Raw genomic sequence first — 21,982 nt, 5'->3', positions numbered from 1 at the left:
TCCTTAAATACTTAAATCAAGACGTTTTATTTTATGAGAATTTTTAAATTCAAGTTCTTGCTCATCTAAGCCACTTTCCTCCTCATCTTGAACAAGCTCTACTTTATCATCATCATCTTTATTGCTGTCTTGCCTATTTTCTTGCTTTTTCTTTTGATTTTCTTCCTCTTTCTTTTCCTTAACCTCTTCTTTTATCTCGTGGCTTTCATTCACCTTTTCAAGCTTATCCACAATTTTTTCTTTTTCTTGAAATTCACTTAAATTTGCAATGGTAGCAAAATTCGTTTTTGCTTGTTCATTACTTAAATGAGTTGAGGCAACTGGTGCATTTTGATGCACAAACTGTGCATTTCCAACAGGTGAGATCGCCATACCTACTCCTTTATGACAGTTAAGCTTTTGAAATTCGTATAATTTACAAAAGCCTTTTGTCTTATTTTAACAAATTTTCTTTGAGTGTAATCCACCAAATAAGACCCACGAGCTAGATTTGATAAATTTACACAAAGTTTTGAAGCAAATTGTATCACATCATCACTAATCTTAGTCTTGTTTGAATGTATAAAAATGTGAGCACTTGATAAATTCTTTATATGAAACCACAAATCATCTTTTTTGCTGTTTTTTAAAAGATACTCATTAGCTTTTTCATTCTTACCAGCACTTATTTTAAAACCATTAAAATAAAAATTTAAGACTGATTTATTTTTTTCCTCTTTATTGTCAAATTTTTCTTTATTAGGTAGCAAAATTTCAAGCTCGGTTTTTGAAGACGCCGTTTTAATTAAATCTAACAAAAGTTCTAAATTTTCAATCTTTTGTCTTAAATTTTCTCTTTGTAAATGCAAATTTTTAGCCTTTTGCTTTAGCTTTTTTGCCTGTTTATAAAAATCATTTGCACTGATTTTAGCTGCTTTGTCTAAGTTAAAAACAAATTCTTTGCCATTAAAATCTTTTAAAGTGAAATTTCGTTCGTAATCTTTTATATTATGCAAATTTGAAAATATAACATCAGCTCTTAGGGATAAATCTTGTGCTTGTTGTAAAAGGGATTCTTCATTTTCTAGCTTATCAAATATTTTTTTTACTGAGGCAATTTTTGATTTTATTTTTGATTCTTTTTGTGCCTTTAAATTTAAAAGTTCGCTTTGTTTTAAAGCATTAAAACTATGCTTAAAATATTCATCAAAATTATCTATTATGACTTTTTTTTCTTTAATTTCAATGCCATCTAATTTTTGCAAAATAGCTCCAACTTTTATGCTTCTAAGCGAATTTTCTGAATACCTTAATGCAGAAAGTATCATATCTTTTTCATCTGTTATTATCGCATTTGTGTTTTTTCCAGTAAATTCAAAATAAATAACAATATCAAAGCTTTTGTAAGCTTTATTTAAATTAACCTGTATGCGTAGAATTCTATTGTTTTCTAATACGCATATATCTTTTATAGTAGAATTTGTGAAATATTTTTTAAGCAATAAATCAAAAGGGGCTTTATATGTTTTTTCTAAAATTTGTGCCTTATAAATTCCTGAACAAGAACGATTCAAATCAAAAAAAAGCTCTTCTTTATCAAAAGAAATTTTAAATAAATTATCATCTACTCTTTTTATAAAGTCGATTTTTTTGAAAGCACAAAGATATGTTTTTATTTGCACTAAGGCGGTATATTTCATAGCCAAAGCCTCATTTTTAACTTATTTTAATGCTTTTTGCCTTAAAATTTCATTACAAAAGAGGGATTATGAACTTAGAAAAAATACCAGCAGTGATTTTATGCGGAGGCAAATCAAGCAGAATGAAGCAAGATAAATGCTTTTTAAAAATAAAAAACAAAAGCTTGATTCAATACCAATACGAAAAGCTAAACAAAATTTTCAACAAAGTGTATATAAGCACGAAAATAGATAAATTTGATAAAAAATTTCCAAATTTAATACTAGATGATGAAGCTTTGTATTCACCAATGTTAGCACTTTACACAAGCTTAAAAACCTTTAATGACAGTTTTGTTTTTATATGTGCTGTGGATATGCCAAATATATCTAAGATAGAAATTCAAGCTCTTTTTGAAAAAATAAATCTATCAAAAGCAGTGATACCTAAAACAAAAGACGGTATTCACTGTCTTTGTGGCTTTTATCATAGCTCTCTTTCATCGCTTTGTGAAAATTTTTTAAAAAAAGACATACATAAAATAAAGCTTTTTGCAAAAGAAGCCAAAGCTTACGAACTCGAATTTAAAAACGATAAAGCTTTTTTAAATTTAAATTTTTATGAGGATTATTTGAAAAATGTTTAAAATATTATTTTTATTCTTGTTTTTAGTAAGCTTCTCATATAGCGAAGTAAAGAGCGAATCAAATGATACATTTAACAATATTCTTAATATAAGCACACACAATACAAATTATTTTCTGCCACTTTCATACACTTTTAAAGGTAAATATCCAAAAGATAAAAGAGCGGAAATCAAATTTCAAATCAGTATAAAAAAGCCACTTTTTGAAAATTTGCTTTCTTTAGATGAGGTGTATTATTTTGCATACACTCAAAAGGCTTGGTGGCAAGCTTATAAAAATTCTGCTCCTTTTAAAGAATTAAATTTTCAACCCGAATTTTTCATACTTTTTCCTTTGAAATTTGAAAATTTTTCCAGTCTTAAAAACCTAAGCATATCCTTACTTCACGAATCAAATGGAAAAGACAATTCAAATTTAGAATCTCGCTCTTGGAATAGAATTTACGCCTCTTTTGTTTTTTCAAAAAACAATCTTACTATAGTGCCTAGAATTTGGTATAGAATTCCAGAAAAATCAAGCAAAGACGACAACAAAGACATTCTAAACTATATGGGAAATTTTGACCTTTTGATTAAATACAATCTAAGCAAGGATTTTTTTACGGAGCTGATATTAAAAAACAATCTAAATTTCAAAAACAATAAACTAGGTTTAGAGCTAAACACAGGATTTGATTTGTTTGATAATGGAGTGTTTTATTACCTGAAGTATTATTACGGCTATGGTGAAAATTTAACGAATTATAATAGAATGGTAAATAAGCTATCAATAGGTTTTTTGATAGCTTATTAAGAATTTACTGCAAGAGTTGTAGGACGTGTTGTTGTGAAGCGTTAGCTTGAGCTAAAGCGTAAGAACCACTTTGTGCTAGTATGTTGTGTTTTGAGAAATTCGCACTTTCAGCGGCGAAATCCACATCTCTTATTGTTGATTCTGCTGATTTTAAATTTACTTGAGTAACGCTTATATTATTTATAGTTACTTGAAGTTGATTTTGTACAGAACCTATATCAGCTCTTACTTGGTCTAGATTTATTATAGCAGTTTCAGCTACATCCATAACAGACATAGCCCCTTGAAGAGTTGTAACACCAGCTGTTTGCTCAAGTCCTATTTGCATTTTTCTTTCTTCTAATCTTTCAACTCCAAGCAAAGATATAGTAGAAAGTCCATTTGCAGCGGCTGTCGCAATTAAAAGTTCGCCATTGTATGTAGAAACAGCATTTAACGCTACATCATACACGGCTGAAAATTTAACAACGGAAATTATATCAGCTAGAGATGAAAAACCTGTACCAGCAGCGGCTAAACTCATATTAGAAAGCACACCCAAACCAGGTCCTATGTCTATATTATATCCTGCATTAGAAGCAGCAGTAGTTACAAAAGTAGAAAGTCCAGAACCAGCACCATAAACAAGTTGTGTATAAGTGCTAAGCCCAGTGCCTTGCAATATACTTATTGAAGAAACACCTACTGTTATAGTAGCTATCTTTTCAAAGGAGTTAAAACCCATAGCATCAGCTAGTTTTTGAGATAATTTACCTTTAGTTTCTCTTAAAGAAACAGAGGCTTGAGATACAAGCTTGTCATCATCAAAACCAAAACCTAGCCCTTCTACAGATATATCACCACCATTATTTTTTACTAAAGATAAACGACCGTAATTTTCAAGCATATTTATAGGTATGCCAGCTCCTGCACCAACAGAACCTGTGATTTTTATACCGCGACCGTCGATAGAGGTTAAAAGCAAATGACCGTTTGCATCTCTAGCAGCTTCAACACCTGTGGTATCTTTTTTTGAATTTATTGCTGCAACTAGTGCGTTATTGCTATCATTATCTCTATATTCTATTTTACCGATTATAACACCGTTTATTGAGAAATCTTCGCTTGTAACACCTTGTCTAATAGGAGTTGAACCCATAGTTTGAACATTAAAAGAAGCCCTTACTCCTGTTAAGTCAGCAACCCTGTTTATTTCCTCAGCTAAGGCTCCAAGACCTGTTCCAACTGAAGTAGAGATAGTAACTCTTGGGAAATTAAAATCATTAACTCCATCATAATTTCTTAAAACCATATTAACTTCGCCACTTTGCAAAACATTTTGACCTGTTTCAAAGCGAGTAAGACCTATCTTAGATGTTTGAGTTGAACCTATACTTGCCTTTATGGTTTGATTTGAGCTAACACCGATTTGGAATTCTTGGTTTATGAAACCTCCACTTAGAAGTTGCTTTCCGTTAAAAGATGTAGTGTTGGCTATATTATCAAGCTCTTCCATAAGACGGTTAATATCAGCTTGAAGCATGTTTCTTGTCTTTGTGCTTTGACCATCTTGAGCTGCTTGAGTGGCTTTTGTCTTGATAGTATCAAGAATTTTTAGCTGCTCATCCATAGCCTTATCAGCAACTTGAAGTATAGACATAGCATCGTTACCATTGTTTATGGCTTGACCTAATGTAGAAGCTTGAGATCTAAGCTGGTCTGCTATAGCCATACCAGACGCATCATCCTTGGCGGAATTTATCCTAAGACCTGACGAGAGTTTTTCAAGTGAGCTATCAAGCCCTCTTGAGTTTATTAACATATTGTTATGTGCATTTAATGCACCTATGTTAGTATTTATCCTTAAACCCATAGTAAATCCTTTCAAAATATTGCTGTGAAAGGATAAGCAAATTATGTTCCAAGAGTTATAAAACTTATTTTGCAGTATTTGTAGGTATTATATGATATATTGTTTCAAAATTGATTTATCAGAATTTTTCCTAAAATTTTCAAAGGAATCAAGTGGCATTATGTCAACACTAAAGGTATATGAATCTAGCTTTGAGATAATTACAGAGTCAAAGCCTAAATCCTGCATTCGCTGATAAGTAGCTATTTCATTTTCTTGTAAGCTTAATGCGGTTTTTAAGAGCCAATTTGCTAGGGCAGTGTTTGGGTTACTCATTATTGCCTTTGCATTATCTTGACAGAGCTTAACTGATAGCTTTTCATTATTTGGCGTAATAAGGGTAAAGCTCGTATCTTTGGGAGGGAAAAAGCTAGGATAAAGCTTATGTATAATCATAGGCACAGGTATATACACCTCGCCATAGCTTCTTTTTCTACCTCCTGCCCTCCATTGATTTAACCCACTTTTTTCTGGCACATTTTTAAAACCTCCTCTTGTGCTGTAAAGTGGTAAAATAACAAAATCCACCCCCGCAATCTTAGAATCTGCTCTCTTAGATTCTAAGATTTGTTTTTGTAAATGTAAAAGCAAGTCAAAAGGCTTATCAACAATAGTAATATCAAGGCTATTATAATTTTTTGGAATATAAAATTTTCTCTGCAAAACAGATTTAGAACGATTGAAAAAATACTCGTTGCTTCTATCGCTAAAAGATAATGACTTATCGTTACCCTTAATATTTTTTATAGTGTCAATTTCTATTTTTTGGTAATCTGTTTCAAAGAATAGGAGTTTGTTTTTCTGTCTCGCAATGATATGGTAGATAGAATCTTCAATGCCATAGATGTTATTTGCACTTTGTATTCTTTCATTTCTTAAGTGTGAAAGTGTGTAAGCTAAATCTTTGTCATTGAGTTTTTTTAAATCTGGAGCGTGCTTATTAAATTCAGCAATTTTTTCAATACTAGAGTCTTTGTTGCAAATAAAAGTTTTTAAACCTATACCTAAACTCCCTATTTGTGCATCATAAGCAGTATCTGAACGACTAAGATTTTTTGCATTAAAACAATCACAAAAAATATTCTCCATTACACGATAATGTAAAAATGGAATCTCATTTTCACTAAAAAGCCTTGATAAACTAGAGATTATTTGTATAGATTCTATATATTTAAGATTTCTATCCTCATTTATGTTATAAAAATTCATTCTAAAACCTCAACAATCTCTTTGGCAATTCTTGCTACAAGTGGTAAGGTTATGGAATTTCCAGCTTGTATATAGAGTTTAGAATTTGGTAAATTTGGCAACTTAAAGCTTTTAGGATAGCCTTGAAAATTAAAGCATTCTCTAGGGGTAAGTTTTCGAATTCCAAAATCATCTTTTATAATAGGAACATTATGTCCGCCTGTCCCCATATTAGCGGTAAGCGTTGGGCAAAGATTAGATTTATTTTCCCGCACATAGATTCTACGAAGCTGGTATATCGTATCCTTTTTTACCACCTCTTTTTTGAGCCACTCATAATACTGACTTTTTGGTGTGTAATAAAAACAATCCTCTTGTTTGCTAGAATCTAAGCAATGATGAATGGTTTTTGTGAGTTTAACAGGCTTTGGAAAAGTAAAATTTCTATGATTTTTGACCTTAGATTCTAAAAATGCCACGATAAAAATTCGCTCTCTATTTTGCGGGATATTAGCGTGTGTAGCAGAATTTAAAATCTCATCATACACGACATAGCCCAAAGATTCTAAAGTGCTTTTTATAATCGCATAAGTTCTGCCTTTATCGTGATTTTTTAGATTTTTAACATTTTCCAAAAATAAGACTTTGGGCTTATGTTTTTTAGCAATTTTTGCAATCTCAAAAAAGAGTGTGCCTCGCGTATCATCAAAGCCTTTTTGGTATCCTGCTATACTAAAAGCTTGACAAGGAAACCCTGCACACAATACATCAAAATTTTTAGGGATATGTTTTTGGATAAAATCTTGCGTAATATCGCCAAAAAGTGGAGTGTTTGGAAAATTTAGAGCATAAGTGTAAGAGGCGTTTGAATCTATTTCGCTCGCAAAGAGGCATTGGGTATCTTGTGATTTAAGGCATTTAGCCCCCCCCCCGTTACTTAGGGCTTGTTTAAAGGCTAAGTGAAAGCCTCCAATACCAGCAAAAAGATCGATAAAACTTAAGTTCAATTTTTTCAAATTATTATTCCTTTTACCTTTGAAAATATATAGTATTTATTAAATTTCACAACAAAATAAATAAAGATAAAAAATTTACTCGTTAAAATTTGTTAAATTTAGCTCGTTTAAGGAAAGGTCGTAGTAGTTTGCATCTTCTCTTAAGCAAAAGCCATAATGGCTCCAAAATGTGTTTCCTAAGTCATTGTTTTTAAAAGCTATAAGGGCTATTTTGTTTATCTTTTCCTTTTTTAATGCGTCTAGGCAAAATTTACTCATTTCGTGTGCTATGCCTCTTTTTCTATAAGCTTCATCGACGCATACGTGGTAAAAACCCCCTGTTCTGCCGTCGTGTCCGCACAAAATGCTACCAACTATTTTGGAATCTATCTCTGCAACAGCACTTAAATTTGGATTTCTATCCAAAAATCTGTGTATGCTCTCCTTGCTATCATCTATGCTTCTTATCCCAAAACCTTTAATCTTACACCAAAGCTTATAAACTCCGCCATAATCCTCTTTTTTCATCGCTCTAATTATCATAAATTTTCCTTATATCATAGATAAATTTTCTAAGCCAAGCTTTTCATCAAAGCCAAAAAGCAAATTCATATTTTGAATAGCCTGACCTGCTGCACCTTTTATTAGATTATCAAGACTTGCAAGTATGATTAAATTTCCGGTGCGTTCGTCTAATTTTAAATTTATATCCACAAAATTTGTGCCTCTTGTAAATTTTGTTTGAGGCAAAATATCGCTTGGTAAAAGTCTTATAAAATACTCTTTATCATAATATTTAGCATAAATTTCTCTAAGCTCATTTTCGTTTAGATTATCTTTAAGTTTTGTATATGATGTGCTTAAAATTCCCTTTTGTATAGGCACAAGATGAGGAGTAAATTGAACTTTTATATCAGATTTAAAGGCTAGAGATAATTCTTGCTCTATTTCTGGTGTATGCCTATGAGAACTTAAGGCATAGGCTTTAAAATTTTCATTTACTTCGCAAAATAAATTATCGCTTTTAGCCTCTCTTCCAGCCCCACTTACTCCACTTTTTGCGTCTATTATAATAAAATTTTCGTCTATCAACTTCTCTTTTAAAAGAGGGTATAAGCTTAATATAGAACAAGTAGTATAACAACCGGGATTTGCTATAAATTTAGCTACCTTAATATCTTCTCTATGAATTTCACAAAGCCCATAAACAGCATCTTTTAAAAGCTCTTTTGCATTATGTTCTTTTTTATAATACTGTTTATACACATCGGCATTTTTTAGCCTAAAATCAGCACTTAAGTCTATTATTTTTACCTTGTCTAACAAATCTTTCGTTATAAAATCTGCACTAAATCCGTGCGGAGTAGCACAAAAAAGCAAGTCTAAATCCAAGCATTTATTAATATCAACATCTTCAAATTCTAAATCAAGCCTTGAATACACAGAGGGGTAAATTTCATAGTATTTTTTACCCTTATTTGCTCTTGAACTTAGGTATTGTAACTCGACTTCTTTATGATTTAACAAAAGCCTTACAAGCTCATATCCTACATAACCGTTAGAGCCTAAAATACCTACATTTATTTTTGCCATTTTATACCTTGCTTAAATGATGTTATAAAATTTAGATTATAATATATTTTCTAAGTTTTAAAAAGAATTTTAAATGAGATTTTTAAAAAAAAACTTAAAATACACAGTCAAACAGGATAAGAAAATTGTTTATAGATAGCGTAAAACTTGATATATCATCTGGTAACGGTGGAAAAGGTGCGGTTAGCTTTCGTAGAGAAAAACATGTTCTTTTAGGAGGACCAGATGGAGGTGATGGAGGTAACGGGGGTGATGTATATTTTATATGCGATAACAATATGCATACATTATTAAACTATAAAGGCAAAAAAGAATTAAGAGCAAAAAACGGTAGCGACGGTGAAAAAAGAAATAAAAATGGAAAAAAAGGCGAAAATTTAGAGCTAAAAGTGCCTCAAGGGACTCAAATTATAGACTGTGAAAGTGGTAAAATTTTACTAGACCTTAAAACAGAAGGACAAAGAGAGCTTTTTTTAAAAGGGGGGCTTGGTGGCAAGGGAAATACTCATTTTAAAAGTTCGACAAATCAAGTGCCAGAATACGCACAAAAAGGCTTAAAAGGGATAAAAAAAACAGTGCGTTTGGAATTAAAGCTAATAGCAGATATTGGGCTTGTAGCCTTTCCAAATGCTGGAAAATCGACTTTAATATCCACTATATCAAATGCAAAACCTGAAATAGCAAATTATGAATTTACCACCTTAACTCCAAAGCTAGGTTTAGTAAAGGTTGGGGAATACGATAGCTTTGTTATGGCTGATATACCCGGCATAATAAAAGGGGCTAGTGATGGAAAAGGGCTTGGGATTAGATTTTTAAAGCATATAGAAAGAACGAATTTTTTGCTTTTTTTGCTAGACATTAGCAGGGATTTAAGTCTAAAAGAGCAGTTTGAAATTTTAAAAAAAGAATTAAAAAATTTCTCTTTAGAATTATCCAAAAAAGAGTTTGCGGTGCTTATTTCAAAGGCTGATTTGCTTGATGATGAATATTTTAAAAGCAAATTTGAAGCAGAAAAAGAAGGCTTAGATGAGCTTTTAAACGAGGCTAAGTTTATACTTTTGCACTCATCTTTGAAAAAAGAAGGCTTAGATGAGCTTAAATTTAAATTATTTGAAAATTTGAATAAAAACTAATGCAAGGCTTTATTTTACACACTCAAAGAGTTAAAGATGAAGACTTGATAGTTTATATACTAAGTGAAAAAGAACTTTTAAAAACATATAGATTCTACGGGCTTAGGCATTCTAATATTTTAAGTGGTTATAAGATAGATTTTGCTTTAGAAGAAAGTATGAGTTTTTTGCCAAGGCTTAAAGATACTATGCATCTTGGTTTTGAATGGATTTTAAATAGGGATAAAATGCTTATTTGGCAGGATTTTATAAGACTTTTTTATAAGCATTTAAAAGATGTTTCTGAACTTGATAGCTTTTATTTTGAGCTTTTAAATGACTGTGCAAAAAGATTTGCAAAGCAAAATTCAAAAAGAGTTATACTAGATGCTTATGTTAAATTGTTAAATTTTGAAGGCAGACTTCATAAAAATTTTACTTGTTTTGCCTGTGATGAGGATATAAAAGATGATGATATAGGGCTTGTAAGGGCTTTTTTACCAGCTCATAAAGACTGTGCTTTTTGTCTTTCTTTTTCTAAAAAAAAGCTTAAAGAATTTTATGAAAGTAGCAACTGTGCTGTTTTTAGCGATGATGAAGTAGGCACTCTTTTTAATATCATCAAAGATGGTTTTTGAGTTTTATAAAAACTTAAATTTAAGTAAAATCTATTTATTTAAGCTTATTTAGTTATAAAAATATTGATTTACAAACTCTCGCTTTTAAAAATTTCTTTTAAACTTTGAACCACATAGTCGATCTCATCTTTTTTTATAACATAAGGTGGCATAAAATAAATAGTATTCGCAAGTGGTCTTAAAATCAAGCCCTTTTTTAACGCTTTTTCATAAACGAAAAGCCCTGCTCTATCTCTTTTACTTTTTAGTATATCAAAAGCATATATCATACCGCACTGTCTAAAATTTCCTAAAAAATCAAAACTCTTAAGTTCCTCAAATTTAGAAGCTATATAGGTGCTTAAAATTTTATTTTTTACTATAATATCTTCTTTTTCAAAAATATCAAGCACGGCATTTGCACAAGCACAAGCAAGAGCCGAGCCTGTGTAACTGTGAGAATGCAAAAAAGCTTTTTTACTAGCATAATCATCATAAAAAACATTATAAATTTCATCGCTGCTTAACACAACGCATAAAGGTAAATATCCACCTGTTATAGCCTTTGAAAGGCAAAGCAAATCTGGCTTATTCTTGCATTGTTCTAAGGCAAACATTGTCCCTGTTCGCCCAAAACCCGTAGCTACCTCATCAAAAATGACTAAAATTTCGTATTTTTTACAGAGCTTTATAGCCTCGTCTATAAAATTTGCACTGTAAAAATGCATATTTCCCGCACATTGCACAAGAGGCTCTAAAATAAAAGCTGCTATGTTTTGCCCTTCTTTTTTAAGCAAATTTTCAAATTCTTTTAATTCTTTTTCAAAATTTTCACTCTTTGGCACAGGGCTTAACAAAACTTCAAAAAGCAAGTCTTTATAAGTATCCTTATAAAGCTCTACCGCTCCCACGCTTAAAGCTCCTATAGTTTCTCCGTGATAAGAATTTGTAAGGGCTAGAAATTTAGTTCTTTTTTTACCCTTGTTTAAATGATATTGAAAAGCCATTTTTAAAGCTACTTCTATGCCGCTTGAACCATTATCTGCATAAAAACACTTAGTAAAATTGCTAGGTAAAATCTCGCATAATCTCTTTGAAAGCCTTATAATGCCTTCGTGAGAAAAACCTGCAAGTAAAATATGCTCTAAGCTGTTTAGCTGCTCTTTTAACTTAGAATTTATATATTCATTACAGTGACCAAAAATATTTACCCACCAAGAACTTATACAGTCTATATAAGCCTTATCATCAAAATCATATACATATACTCCCTGTGCTTTTTTTATAGGTATTAGGGGGATTTTCTCATAATCTTTCATTTGAGAACAAGGATGCCATATATATTTTAAATCAAGCTCTTTTAAAGTCATTTTTTCTCTTTTTTTTAAGTAAAATTTGGCAAAATTACAAGGCAATAATACTAAAATTTGGATTAAAAATGATAAAAGAATTAGAGAAATTACAAAATGAAAATAATTATAGAAGTCTTAAAAGCCTAGATTATGAAGGAAATTTCATAATATATAAAGGAAAAAAACTCCTAAATCTATGTTCTAATGATTATCTATCTTTAAATATAAATCAAGAATTAAAACATAAGTTCTTAAAAAATATAAAAGATAAAGATTTTTATTTTTCAAGTGCAAGCTCAAGAAGCTTAAGCGGTGGTTTTAGCATATTTGAAGAACTTGAATCTCTTTTAGAAAATTTTTTTAAGGGAAAAAACGCCTTATTGTTTAATAGCGGCTTTTCGCTGAATTACTCTTGCATACAAGCCTTAGCAACACTTAAAAATACCTTATTTCTAGCCGATAAATTTATCCACGCTAGTATGATTGACGGTTTAAAGGGGGCTAATTTTTTTAGATTTAGGCATAATGATATGCAAAATTTAAGCTTACTGCTTGAAAAACACCATAAAAACTATGAAAGGATAATAATACTAAGTGAAGCACTTTTTTCAATGGATGGGGACTTCGCACATATAAAACAATTAGTAGAATTTAAAAAAACATATAAAAATATATTATTATACATAGATGAAGCACATTCTGTTGGTTGTTTTGATGAAAGCGGACTTGGTATTGTTAAAAGCTTAGGGCTTGAAAAAGATATAGACTTTTTAGTATTAACATTTGGAAAAGCTCTTGCAAGTTACGGTGCTTGTATGCTTTGCTCTAGAAAAGCAAAAGATTTTTTTATAAACAAGGCAAGGGCTTTAATTTACTCTACCGCACTAGCCCCTATAAATGTGGCTTTTACTAAATTTATTTTTGAAAGATTAAAAACATTTGACAAGGAAAGAAAGGCATTAAAAAATATATCTTCTTTCTTTAAAAATTTGCTAAAAGATTATAATATTATGGGAGATGCTTACATAGTATCTTTATTGATTGGTTCTAATGAAAAAGCATCTTTTTTAGCAAATAAATTGCTTGAAAATGGTTTTTTTGCACCAGCCATAAAAGAGCCAACAGTGCCTAAAAATACTGCTAGAATTCGTTTTTCTTTAAATGCGAATTTAAAGAAAGATGAACTTTTGCCTTTAAAAGAGCTTTTATGAAAACATATTTTTTACACAAAAATTCTCAAAGCAAAAATCTTATAATTTTTACTTCTGGTTTTGCCTCGCATTATTCTCATTTTTGTCATTTAAAATCAAAAGAAAATGTGTTGATGCTCTATGATTACAGTGAATTGGATTTAAATTTAGAGTTTAAAGACTTTGATGAAATTACTTTGATAGCTTTTTCTATGGGAGTATGCGTAAGTGCTAGATTTTTAAAACACATAAATTTCACACAAAAGATAGCTATAAATGGCACAAATTATGGCATAGATGATGATCTTGGTATAAAAAAAGAATTGTTTTTAAAACAATGCAAAGATTTCAGTCTAGTAGGTTTTAAAAAAGCACTTTTTGCAAAAAACTTAGATAAGGCTAAAAATTTTTATTTTAACGATGAAGATTACCTAAAAAATGAACTTACAAGCTTATATAATTTGTGCAATAAGCAAGCTATAGGACTTAAATTTGACAAAGCTTTGCTTAGCAAAAAAGACTTGGTTTTTAGCACAAAAGCTAGTGAGAATTTTTTTAATAAAGAAAACACAAAAATAATTTACACAAAAGAGCCTCATTTTGTATTTTTCGCATTTGAAACTTGGGAGGATATTTGCAACATTTAAAATTTATAAAAGCAAGTAAAAGCTATGATGAAAACGCTATCATACAAGAATATATGGCAAAAAAATTACTATCAATCCTCACAAATGAAAATTTTAATGAGATATTCGAATTTGGTTGTGGGACTGGAAAATTTAGCAAAAAGATAATATCAAAACTTAAATTTAAAACTTTGATTTTAAATGATATAAATGCTTATAACTTGGCTTTTGACGACAAAAGAGTGGAATTTAAACAATTTGATATGAACTTTATAGAAAATGAAGATGTTTTTTTAAAAAAATTTGATTTAATCACTTCAAATGCCTGTATGCAGTGGCTTGACATAAAAAAACTTATTTACAATCTAAAAGAAATGCTAAAAGATGAAGCCTTTCTTTTGCTTTCTAGTTTTACAAAAGATAATTTGTGGCAAATAAAAGAATCTACTGGATTTTCACTGCAATACCTAAGCTTAAATGAAATTAAAAAGCTATTTGAAACAGACTTTGAAATACTGCATTTAAGCGATGAAGAGCTTACAATAGAATTTGATTGTGTTTTAGATATTTTTAGACATTTGAAGTTAAGTGGCGTTAATTCATTAGGAAAGTTCTTTATATCAAAGACTTTTTTAAAAGAATACGAAAAAAAATTTGGCACAAATTTAAGCTACAAGCCTTTATTTTTACTTTGTAAGAATAAAAATCTACCTAGAGTTTAACTAGGTAGAAAATTTTACTGCTTTGTAAGGGGCATTAAAAGCTCTTGATACAACTTACTATAAGCTTCTTGCCCGTAAAGATATTTGACAAGTTCAAGTGCAAAATGTATAGCCAATGCAGGACCCGCACCTGTTATGATATTTGCATTCACAACTGTAGGGCTTGATATAAAATTTGCATTTAAGCCAGTTTCACAACCCGGATAGCAAGTAAAGTCGCCTTTTAAAACTCCTGCTTCATTTAAAACTATAGGAGAAGCACACATAGCAGCGACTAGCTTTTTATCAGAATTAAGAGTTTTTATAAGGTCCAAAATTTGATTACTGTTTTTCAAATTTATCATTCCTTGATACCCACCGGCTAAGGCTATACCGTCAAGTTCTTTTACAGAAACAGAATGCAAGGTGCAATCAGCCTTTATTTCTATGCCGTGTGCGCCTTTAACTAACAACTTATCGTCTAAAGAAGCTATTATAACAGTTGCACCTGCTCTTCTTAACACATCAACTATGCTTATAAACTCGATTTCTTCGGCACCTTCAGCAAGAGGCACTAGAATTTTCTTGCTCATTTTATTCCCTTTCTTTTTCTTTTATTTTAGATCTTTTTCTAGCTTCAGACCTATCAGCCATTTGTTTCGTAAAGCCTATAACCAAAAAACACAAAAAAAGCACAAACAATACAGTAATAACAATATCAATAATTTTCATAAGCACTGAATTTCCTTAAATTTAAAAGATTTTAACAAAATTTTGTCAATCAAAACTAAAATGCGTATAGTTTTGTCTTAAGGCTTCATAAGATACTATGCCAACGCTCGTAGCTAAATTTAAGCTTCTGCCATAGCTTTTCATAGGTATTTTTATAATATTATCTTTTTTTAAATTCATAAGCTTAATTGGCAAACCAAAGCTTTCACTACCAAAAAATAAAAAATCTCCTTTATTAAATTTAGCCTCAAAATACATTTTTTCACCCTTAGTGCTAGCAAAGAAAAATCTATCCTTATATTTTAAATTCTCTTGTAAAAATAAATCCAAATTCTCCCATACAATAGGTTCTAATTTATTCCAATAATCAAGCCCTGCTCGTTTAACGCTTTTTTCATCAAGACTAAAAATAGTAGGTTTTATAATATGTAAAATAAAACCACTATTATAACACATACGACCTATGCTACCTGTATTTTGGGCTATACGGGGACAAACTAATACTATATTAAACATTTTTACCCACCAAAAATATTTTTTAAAGTATAGATATTTTTTTTAAATATTTAGATTTTTAAAAATTTTTAGCTAAACAAGGTATTATTTCAAAATAGAATAAAATACTTATATGTTATATATATACTTAATAATTTTATTTTAATATTTAAGAATAATATAATTTAAAAAATACTACATTAGTGCAAGTATTTAAGATCTCAAATTTAAAGCAAGGAGTTTGTTTATGAAAAAATGCTTATACTTAGCATTTTTATGCTATCTGCGGCTTTTGCCAATACAAACAAATACACAGACAAAGTTGTATCGCTTTATCTAAACAAAAATGATACTAAAGTTCAAGGTAGATTGCTTCCTACAAATCCTTTTACGATTGTCAAAACAGAGGGAGATAAGGTTTTGCTTAGAATAAGTGGCTACGTAAATCCAGCTGCACCTTCGGTTTTGTATTTTAACAACAAGCAAAGGATAATAGTAGCAGCGTTTTCCAAAAATGCCCCTTTGAAATTTAAAAGCAGAGCAAAAGGAAGTGCTAATAATTGGGGAAAAGCTACCATAGAAGTTTGGGCTGATAAACAAGAATTTGCAAATAATAACAAAGAAATGTTAGCAAGAGCAAAAACTTTGTATATGGAAAATTGTGGAATGTGCCATGCCGTGCATAAAGAAAATGAATTTACAGCAAATCAATGGCCAGCACAATTTAGAGCCATGGCTGACAGAACAGGTATAAGCAAAGATGATAGATGGCTTGTTATAGAATATTTACAAAAAAAACGCAAGAGATTTTAAGAAAGGAAAATAAAATGAGCTTAGATAGAAGAAAATTTTTAAAAGCTGGTGCAGCTTTAAGTATTTTACCGCTTGTTCCTAGTTTAGCCTTAGGAAAAACAGTTCAAGCATCAAGCGTAAATTCTGGTCTTGTAAAGAACGGAACAGTTATTACAGCGGCTCACTGGGGAATTTTAAAGCTTACTATAAAAGACGGAAAAATAACAAAATCAGAACCTTGGGAAAAAGTAACTAGAAATGAAAATCCCTTGCAATACTACACTGCAGATATGGTATATAAATCACGTGTTAAGTATCCATATGTAAGAAAGAGCTATCTAGCAAATCCAAACAATCCAAAGCCTGAATTAAGAGGTAAAGAAGAATTTGTAAGAGTAAGTTATGATGAGGCTATAAAATTAGTAGCTAGGGAGCTTAAAAAAACTAGAGATACTAAAGGAACTCAAGCAGTTTTTGGAGGTAGCTACGGTTGGCTTTCAAGCGGTAGGGTGCATAATGCTAGAGTTTTGCTACATAGATTCTTAAATGTTACCGGAGGATTTGTTGGAGTTAGTGGAGACTACTCAACAGGTGCTGCTCAAGTAATAATGCCTTATGTTATGGGTTCTTTGGAAGTGTATGAACAACAAACTTCTTGGGAAAGCATATTAGAAAATTCAAAAACCGTGGTTATTTGGGGTTCTGATCCTTTATCTACCTTAAGAATAGCTTGGAGCGTTAGCGAACAAAGAGGGCTAATGTATTTTGATAAATTAAAAAACAGTGGCATAAAGGTGATATGCATAGATCCTATTAGAACTGAAACCTGCAAATATTTAGATGCACAATGGGTAAGCCCTAGACCAAATACTGACGTTGCTTTAATGATGGGTATGGCATCGCATTTAATATCTGTAAATAAAGTAAAATATGACTTTTTAGATAATTATACAGTGGGATTTGATAAGTTTAAAGCCTATCTTGAAGGCAAAAAAGATAATGTAAAAAAAGACGTAGCTTGGGCTAGTAAAATTTGTGGTGTAGATGAAAACACGATAAAAACACTAGCAGAGCTTTTCTATGATAATCCTACTATGATAATGAGCGGTTGGGGTATGCAAAGAGCACAACACGGAGAGCAGCCTCACTGGATGTTAGTTACACTGTGCTGTATGCTTGGACAAATAGGCACTGCTGGTGGTGGTTTCGGGCTTAGTTATCATTACTCAAATGGAGGAGTTCCTACCTGCAAAGGAGGAGTTTTAGGCGGTATTAGTGCTGGTCCTGTAGGAATTTGGAGAAATGGCAAATTTGTAGGTATGCCAAAAGCTAATGCTAGTGGTGGTGGAGCAGAATGGTTGCAACAATCAGCCTCTTACTCATTCCCGGTAGCTAGAATCGCAGATGCATTATTAAATCCAGGTAAGACAATTCAGCATAATGGAAAAACTATAAAATATCCAAAAATAGATTTCATATACTGGTCTGGTGGAAATCCTTTAGTTCATCATCAAAACACAAATAATTTTGCAAAAGCTTGGAGAAAGCCTAGAACTGTCGTTGTAAATGAAATTTACTGGACTCCAACAGCTAAAATGGCTGATATAATACTACCTGCGACAAGTTCGTATGAAAGAGATGATATATCAATGAGTGGGGATTACTCAAATATGCATATTGTCCCTATGAAACAAGCTGTTTTGCCTGAAGGTGAAAGCAGAGATGACTACACTATATTTTCTGACTTATGTAAAGTTTATGGAAAAGATGTATTTAACGCCTACACAGACGGCGGCAAAACTCCTTTAGAGCTGATAAAACAGTATTACAATCAAGCTTACAAACAAACTCAAGCCTACGGTGCAGAATTCGCCACTCCTATGCCTACTTTTGAAGAATTCTGGGAAAAAATGAACCTATAAAATTCGATGAAACCATTGAAAGCGTATCTTGGGTAAGACATTCTGAATTCATAGAAGACCCTATACTTAATGCTTTAGGAACAGAATCAGGATTAATTGAAATTTACTCCAAAACCATAGAAAAATACAAATACAACGACTGTAAGGCTCACCCGACTTGGTTTGAACCTATAGAATGGCTTGGAAATGCAAAATCTGATGCACCTTTTCATCTGCTTACAAACCACCCTGCTAATAGACTACACTCTCAACTATGCCATACATCTTTAAGGGAAAAATATGCTGTAAATGGCAGAGAACCCGTGCTTATAAATGAAGATGATGCAAAAAAACTTGGCATATCAGATGGAGATATAGTAAGAGTGTTTAACAAAAGAGGACAGGTATTAGCCGGTGCAGTGCTAAGCAAAGATATAATGCCCGGAGTGCTTAGACTTTGTGAGGGTGCTTGGTATGACCCAGATGAAAAAGGGCTTTGTAAATACGGAAGTGCAAATTGCTTAACTCTTGATTTGCCAACTTCAAAGCTTGCAAACGGAAATATCTCTCACACAGGACTTGTAAATATAGAAAAATTTACGGGAACTGTGCCTCAAGTAACTGCTTTTAGTGCGCCTAAAGGTGCTGTAGATTAAGATAAAGCCTCATTTTAGAGGCTTTAATTAGTATTTTATAATTTCATTTTAAGTATATTTTTATATAATTACACGAAAATTTTATCAAGGATATAGCTTATGAAAAAAGGTATTTTTATTGCACTGATTGTGCTTTTGCTTGGATATTTTGCCCAAGTTTATTTTATGTCAAACGCTAGTGCTAACATTTATGATAATTTTGTAAAGCATAAAAACCCATATTATGATATAGCAGCTTCAAATTTTTCAAAAGGTTTTTTTAATTCAGAAGCTACAATACTTTTAAAGCTAAATGAAAAAAATATAGAAAACGCTCTTAGAAAATATGATTACTATGACTATAAAATAAATAGAATTCTTGGCTTTTTGTCCTCAAGGGATTATAATATAAGCATAAATTTCAAAAACAATATCTTTGCAAGTGAAAATATAATAGCCATATTAAAAAATCCTTTTAAAAATGAAAAATTCAATTATGATGACCTGCTAAAAGCTTCTATTAGCTTTTCTTTATCCTCACAAATAAAAGGGGATTTAAAATTAAAAACTTATGATTTTAATATAAGTGAAGGCGGGGATAATTTTATATCTAAGAATATATATCTTATACTTAAAGATATAGATGAAAACTTAAACTATGCAGGAAGTGAATTTAATGTGGATTTGTTTGAATTTAATTCTAAGGATTCATCATTTAGCATATCAAAGCTAAATTTAAAAGATGACTTAAAAGAAAGAATACCATTAACAAAGCACTATGACTTAAACTCTAGCATATTTTATAATACTGTGCAAAATTTCAGTATGGAAAAATTCAAATTTAAAGAAAGATTTTCGAGCTTAGAGCTTGTAAATATAAATTCAGTGTTTGATATAAAAGCTGATGAAAAATTATCTAATACTAAATTTAAAATGGATATAAAAAGTATTGTAAGCGTTGGACAAAGTATAGAAAATTTCAATATAGATGCTGATTTTAAAGATATTTCGCAGGATTGGTTAATCAAGCTATCAAATTACGATGGAAATGATTTATTGCTTGATGATTTTGCAAAAACAAAACCAAACATCTTGCTTAACAACTTAAGCTTTAGCATTAATAATTCAAATGTTTCAACAAAGGCACAAGCTTCTTTTAATGAAGAAACAAATGAGGCAAAAGCAAATATTATCTTGGATAAAAAACCAAGCGAGATAAATCCATTATTTACTATATTAAATTTTGATAGATATTTTATAGAAAAAGATGGCAAATTTGTAATGGATCTTGTCCTTTTAGCAGATAAAGAAAAAACTACGACTACAATAAACGGTGAAGTAATAGAAGAACAATACAGCCCCGCATTACCATATTATGAAAATGAAGAAAGTCCTATGATGGACGAAAATATAAGCGATGAAGAAGGTGTTTTTAACGGTGAGATAAAAAACCCAAATATCATAAACTAAGATAATGAATTTAGCCCTAAAATTTAGACCTAAAAAACTTGATGAAATTTTAGGGCAAAAAGAGCTTGTAAGCAATTTTAAAAAATTTGTAGAGCTTAACAAGCTTCCTCATAGTATCTTTTTTGGGGCAGCAGGTTGTGGAAAAACCACTTTCGCAAGAGTAATCGCTAAGGAGCTTTCTTTAAATTTTTTTGAATTTGACGCGGCTTCTTTTAAAATGGAAGAGCTTAGAAAAATCCTTGAAAAATATAAGGAAAGTCTTTATAAGCCCTTGATTTTTATAGATGAAATTCACAGACTTTCAAGAACTCAACAAGATATGCTCTTAGTGCCTATGGAGAATTCTCGCTGTATTTTAATAGGTGCAAGCACGGAAAATCCATATTTTGTCCTTGGCTCTGGCATAAGAAGCAGGAGTATGCTTTTTGAATTTAAACCTTTAGAGGATGAAGATTTAACAATACTTTTAAAAAGAGTGCAAAAAGAGCTAAATTTTAGCATAGATAAAGAGGCTGAAAATCTTTGCATAAGGCTTAGTGCGGGAGACGCAAGGTCTTTGTTGAATTTAATAGAATTTGCCCTAGTGCTTGATGAAAAACACATAAGCGTAGATAGCTTACAAAAACTTAAAAACAAGGCTTTTGCTGAAGGAACAAAGGAAAAAGATACGCATTATGATTTAATATCAGCTTTCATAAAAAGTATGAGAGGAAGCGATGTTGATGCGGCTATTTATTATCTTGCAAGAATGATAGAAGCCGGAGAAAGTGCTGATTTTATAGCTAGAAGAATGATAATTTTCTCAAGTGAAGATATAGGAAATGCCGATACAAACGCCATAAATGTCGCTACAAATACTCTTATAGCCGTAAAAAGCATAGGCTATCCTGAGGCTAGAATTTTACTAGCACAGTGCTGTGTGTATCTAGCCAGTGCAAAAAAGTCAAATTCAAGCTACTTAGCTATAAATAAAGCTCTTGATTATGTGCGTAAAAATAAAGCTCTTGCTATACCAAACTATCTTAAAAACAAGCACGAGGAGATAAAAAACTACCTTTACCCGCACGATTTTGGTGGCTATGTAAGACAAAAATACCTTAGTAAGGATTTAAAATTTTATGAAAGCAAGGGCATAGGAGAGGAGGAAAGACTGCTACAAAATTTAATTTTTTACAAAAATTCTAAAAAAAACTAAAGTTTTAATCTCTTCTACCGATATAAAAGTAGGGTTAATTTTTAATTAGGAGATAAAATGAAAAAAATCTTACTTTCTTTTTCAATGTTAGCTTTTTTAAGCTCAAATCTTTTTGCTTGGGGATTTCCTACAACAAATCCTAATCAAGATTATATAATGGCACAAAAGATAATCTTAAATTGTAGAAACACTCAAGCAAATGGAACTACACAGCAAAAACTCTATGCAAGATCTTTGTGTTTGCAGTATGGCATAGATACTATGTCTGACGGTGGATAAGAAATTTAGGCAAACAATATGAAGCTAGATTTCTCATCTGTAGCTTGGAATTTTTCCCTTGTAGAAAATAACCCTATCTACAAGGCTTTTGATTCTAAACTAAGCTATCAAAGCAAA

22 protein-coding genes and 1 pseudogene are annotated in these 21,982 nt (G+C 31.1%); 12 read left to right on the top strand and 11 right to left on the bottom strand.

Annotated features, from left to right (window positions below):
• Window positions 1-3: 3 nt before the first annotated feature.
• Together Q0J35_RS07075 and Q0J35_RS07070 are read right to left on the bottom strand one after the other, a co-directional pair.
• Window positions 4-372 (bottom strand): hypothetical protein, encoded by a 369-nt coding sequence (locus Q0J35_RS07075; RefSeq protein WP_297194552.1) that lies wholly within the window; start codon window positions 370-372, stop codon window positions 4-6.
• 2 nt (window positions 373-374) lie between these two features.
• Window positions 375-1,679, bottom strand: coding sequence for an NFACT RNA binding domain-containing protein (locus Q0J35_RS07070; protein ID WP_297194550.1), 1,305 nt, complete (start codon window positions 1,677-1,679; stop codon window positions 375-377).
• Between the two features lie 68 nt (window positions 1,680-1,747).
• Between Q0J35_RS07070 and Q0J35_RS07065 the strand changes: the two genes are divergently transcribed.
• Together Q0J35_RS07065 and Q0J35_RS07060 are read left to right on the top strand one after the other, a co-directional pair.
• Window positions 1,748-2,305 (top strand): molybdenum cofactor guanylyltransferase, encoded by a 558-nt coding sequence (locus tag Q0J35_RS07065; protein WP_297194548.1) that lies wholly within the window; start codon window positions 1,748-1,750, stop codon window positions 2,303-2,305.
• Window positions 2,298-3,098 carry a phospholipase A gene (locus Q0J35_RS07060; RefSeq protein ID WP_297194546.1) on the top strand — a complete coding sequence of 267 codons (801 nt, stop codon included), beginning with the start codon at window positions 2,298-2,300 and terminating at the stop codon, window positions 3,096-3,098. The genes Q0J35_RS07065 and Q0J35_RS07060 overlap by 8 nt, the downstream gene beginning before the upstream one ends.
• A gap of 4 nt (window positions 3,099-3,102) precedes the next feature.
• On the opposite strand, the gene Q0J35_RS07055 is transcribed toward Q0J35_RS07060, so the two are convergent.
• From Q0J35_RS07055 to argC, 5 genes are all read right to left on the bottom strand, one after another.
• Complete coding sequence (locus Q0J35_RS07055; protein ID WP_297194545.1) at window positions 3,103-4,950, bottom strand: flagellin; 1,848 nt, start codon at window positions 4,948-4,950, stop codon at window positions 3,103-3,105.
• An 87-nt stretch (window positions 4,951-5,037) separates the two neighbouring features.
• The gene (locus Q0J35_RS07050) at window positions 5,038-6,198 is read right to left on the bottom strand and encodes a restriction endonuclease (RefSeq protein ID WP_297194542.1); all 1,161 of its coding nucleotides are present in this window, start codon (window positions 6,196-6,198) and stop codon (window positions 5,038-5,040) included.
• Window positions 6,195-7,193, bottom strand: coding sequence for a DNA cytosine methyltransferase (locus Q0J35_RS07045; protein WP_297194541.1), 999 nt, complete (start codon window positions 7,191-7,193; stop codon window positions 6,195-6,197). The genes Q0J35_RS07050 and Q0J35_RS07045 overlap by 4 nt, the downstream gene beginning before the upstream one ends.
• A gap of 75 nt (window positions 7,194-7,268) precedes the next feature.
• Window positions 7,269-7,715, bottom strand: coding sequence for an N-acetyltransferase (locus tag Q0J35_RS07040; RefSeq protein WP_297194539.1), 447 nt, complete (start codon window positions 7,713-7,715; stop codon window positions 7,269-7,271).
• A 9-nt stretch (window positions 7,716-7,724) separates the two neighbouring features.
• Window positions 7,725-8,765: an N-acetyl-gamma-glutamyl-phosphate reductase gene (gene argC, locus Q0J35_RS07035; protein ID WP_297194535.1), complete on the bottom strand. Its 1,041-nt coding sequence runs from the start codon at window positions 8,763-8,765 to the stop codon at window positions 7,725-7,727.
• 125 nt (window positions 8,766-8,890) lie between these two features.
• Between argC and obgE the strand changes: the two genes are divergently transcribed.
• Together obgE and recO are read left to right on the top strand one after the other, a co-directional pair.
• Window positions 8,891-9,901 carry a GTPase ObgE gene (gene obgE / locus Q0J35_RS07030; protein WP_297194533.1) on the top strand — a complete coding sequence of 337 codons (1,011 nt, stop codon included), beginning with the start codon at window positions 8,891-8,893 and terminating at the stop codon, window positions 9,899-9,901.
• Window positions 9,901-10,518: a recombination protein RecO gene (gene recO, locus Q0J35_RS07025; RefSeq protein WP_297194531.1), complete on the top strand. Its 618-nt coding sequence runs from the start codon at window positions 9,901-9,903 to the stop codon at window positions 10,516-10,518. Before obgE ends, recO begins: the two co-directional genes overlap by 1 nt.
• 68 nt (window positions 10,519-10,586) lie before the next feature.
• Here the strand turns inward: recO and Q0J35_RS07020 are convergent, their stop codons facing one another.
• Entirely contained in the window at window positions 10,587-11,867 is a 1,281-nt protein-coding gene (locus Q0J35_RS07020; protein WP_297194529.1) for an adenosylmethionine--8-amino-7-oxononanoate transaminase, read from the bottom strand.
• Between the two features lie 68 nt (window positions 11,868-11,935).
• Here Q0J35_RS07020 and Q0J35_RS07015 point away from each other — a divergent pair, with 68 nt between their 5' ends.
• Genes Q0J35_RS07015 through Q0J35_RS07005 form a run of 3 tightly spaced genes read left to right on the top strand, consistent with a single transcriptional unit; the run spans window position 11,936 to window position 14,387 of the window.
• Window positions 11,936-13,060, top strand: a complete 1,125-nt coding sequence (locus Q0J35_RS07015) for a pyridoxal phosphate-dependent aminotransferase family protein (protein ID WP_297194527.1) — start codon at window positions 11,936-11,938, stop codon at window positions 13,058-13,060.
• Window positions 13,057-13,686 carry a pimeloyl-ACP methyl esterase BioG family protein gene (locus Q0J35_RS07010; RefSeq protein ID WP_297194525.1) on the top strand — a complete coding sequence of 210 codons (630 nt, stop codon included), beginning with the start codon at window positions 13,057-13,059 and terminating at the stop codon, window positions 13,684-13,686. The genes Q0J35_RS07015 and Q0J35_RS07010 overlap by 4 nt, the downstream gene beginning before the upstream one ends.
• Entirely contained in the window at window positions 13,674-14,387 is a 714-nt protein-coding gene (locus tag Q0J35_RS07005) for a methyltransferase domain-containing protein (RefSeq protein WP_297194523.1), read from the top strand. Before Q0J35_RS07010 ends, Q0J35_RS07005 begins: the two co-directional genes overlap by 13 nt.
• A 14-nt stretch (window positions 14,388-14,401) precedes the next feature.
• On the opposite strand, the gene Q0J35_RS07000 is transcribed toward Q0J35_RS07005, so the two are convergent.
• From Q0J35_RS07000 to Q0J35_RS06990, 3 genes are read right to left on the bottom strand one after another with little or no spacing between them, the layout of a single operon-like run.
• Entirely contained in the window at window positions 14,402-14,959 is a 558-nt protein-coding gene (locus tag Q0J35_RS07000; protein WP_297194520.1) for a DJ-1 family glyoxalase III, read from the bottom strand.
• A 1-nt stretch (window position 14,960) separates the two neighbouring features.
• Window positions 14,961-15,098: a hypothetical protein gene (locus Q0J35_RS06995; protein WP_297194518.1), complete on the bottom strand. Its 138-nt coding sequence runs from the start codon at window positions 15,096-15,098 to the stop codon at window positions 14,961-14,963.
• Window positions 15,099-15,143: 45 nt separating this feature from the next.
• A complete protein-coding gene (locus Q0J35_RS06990) occupies window positions 15,144-15,614 on the bottom strand; it encodes a tRNA (cytidine(34)-2'-O)-methyltransferase (protein ID WP_297194516.1) in 471 nt (156 codons plus the stop codon).
• Window positions 15,615-15,848: 234 nt separating this feature from the next.
• Between Q0J35_RS06990 and Q0J35_RS06985 the strand changes: the two genes are divergently transcribed.
• From Q0J35_RS06985 to Q0J35_RS06965, 5 genes and pseudogenes are all read left to right on the top strand, one after another.
• Window positions 15,849-16,406, top strand: coding sequence for a cytochrome C (locus Q0J35_RS06985; RefSeq protein WP_297194514.1), 558 nt, complete (start codon window positions 15,849-15,851; stop codon window positions 16,404-16,406).
• 14 nt (window positions 16,407-16,420) lie between these two features.
• Window positions 16,421-18,942: pseudogene (locus tag Q0J35_RS06980) on the top strand (molybdopterin guanine dinucleotide-containing S/N-oxide reductase).
• 99 nt (window positions 18,943-19,041) lie between these two features.
• A complete protein-coding gene (locus Q0J35_RS06975) occupies window positions 19,042-20,391 on the top strand; it encodes a hypothetical protein (protein WP_297194512.1) in 1,350 nt (449 codons plus the stop codon).
• A gap of 4 nt (window positions 20,392-20,395) precedes the next feature.
• On the top strand, window positions 20,396-21,586 hold the full coding sequence (locus Q0J35_RS06970; RefSeq protein WP_297194510.1) for a replication-associated recombination protein A: 1,191 nt from the start codon (window positions 20,396-20,398) through the stop codon (window positions 21,584-21,586).
• A gap of 57 nt (window positions 21,587-21,643) precedes the next feature.
• Entirely contained in the window at window positions 21,644-21,865 is a 222-nt protein-coding gene (locus tag Q0J35_RS06965; protein WP_297194508.1) for a hypothetical protein, read from the top strand.
• The last annotated feature ends 117 nt before the right edge of the window (window positions 21,866-21,982 follow it).

It is taken from the genome of uncultured Campylobacter sp. (assembly GCF_944323605.1).
In the GTDB taxonomy this organism is placed as follows: Bacteria; Campylobacterota; Campylobacteria; order Campylobacterales; family Campylobacteraceae; genus Campylobacter_D.
The sequence above is the reverse complement of the archived record's forward strand: the minus strand, read 5'-3'. Positions and strand labels throughout refer to the sequence as shown.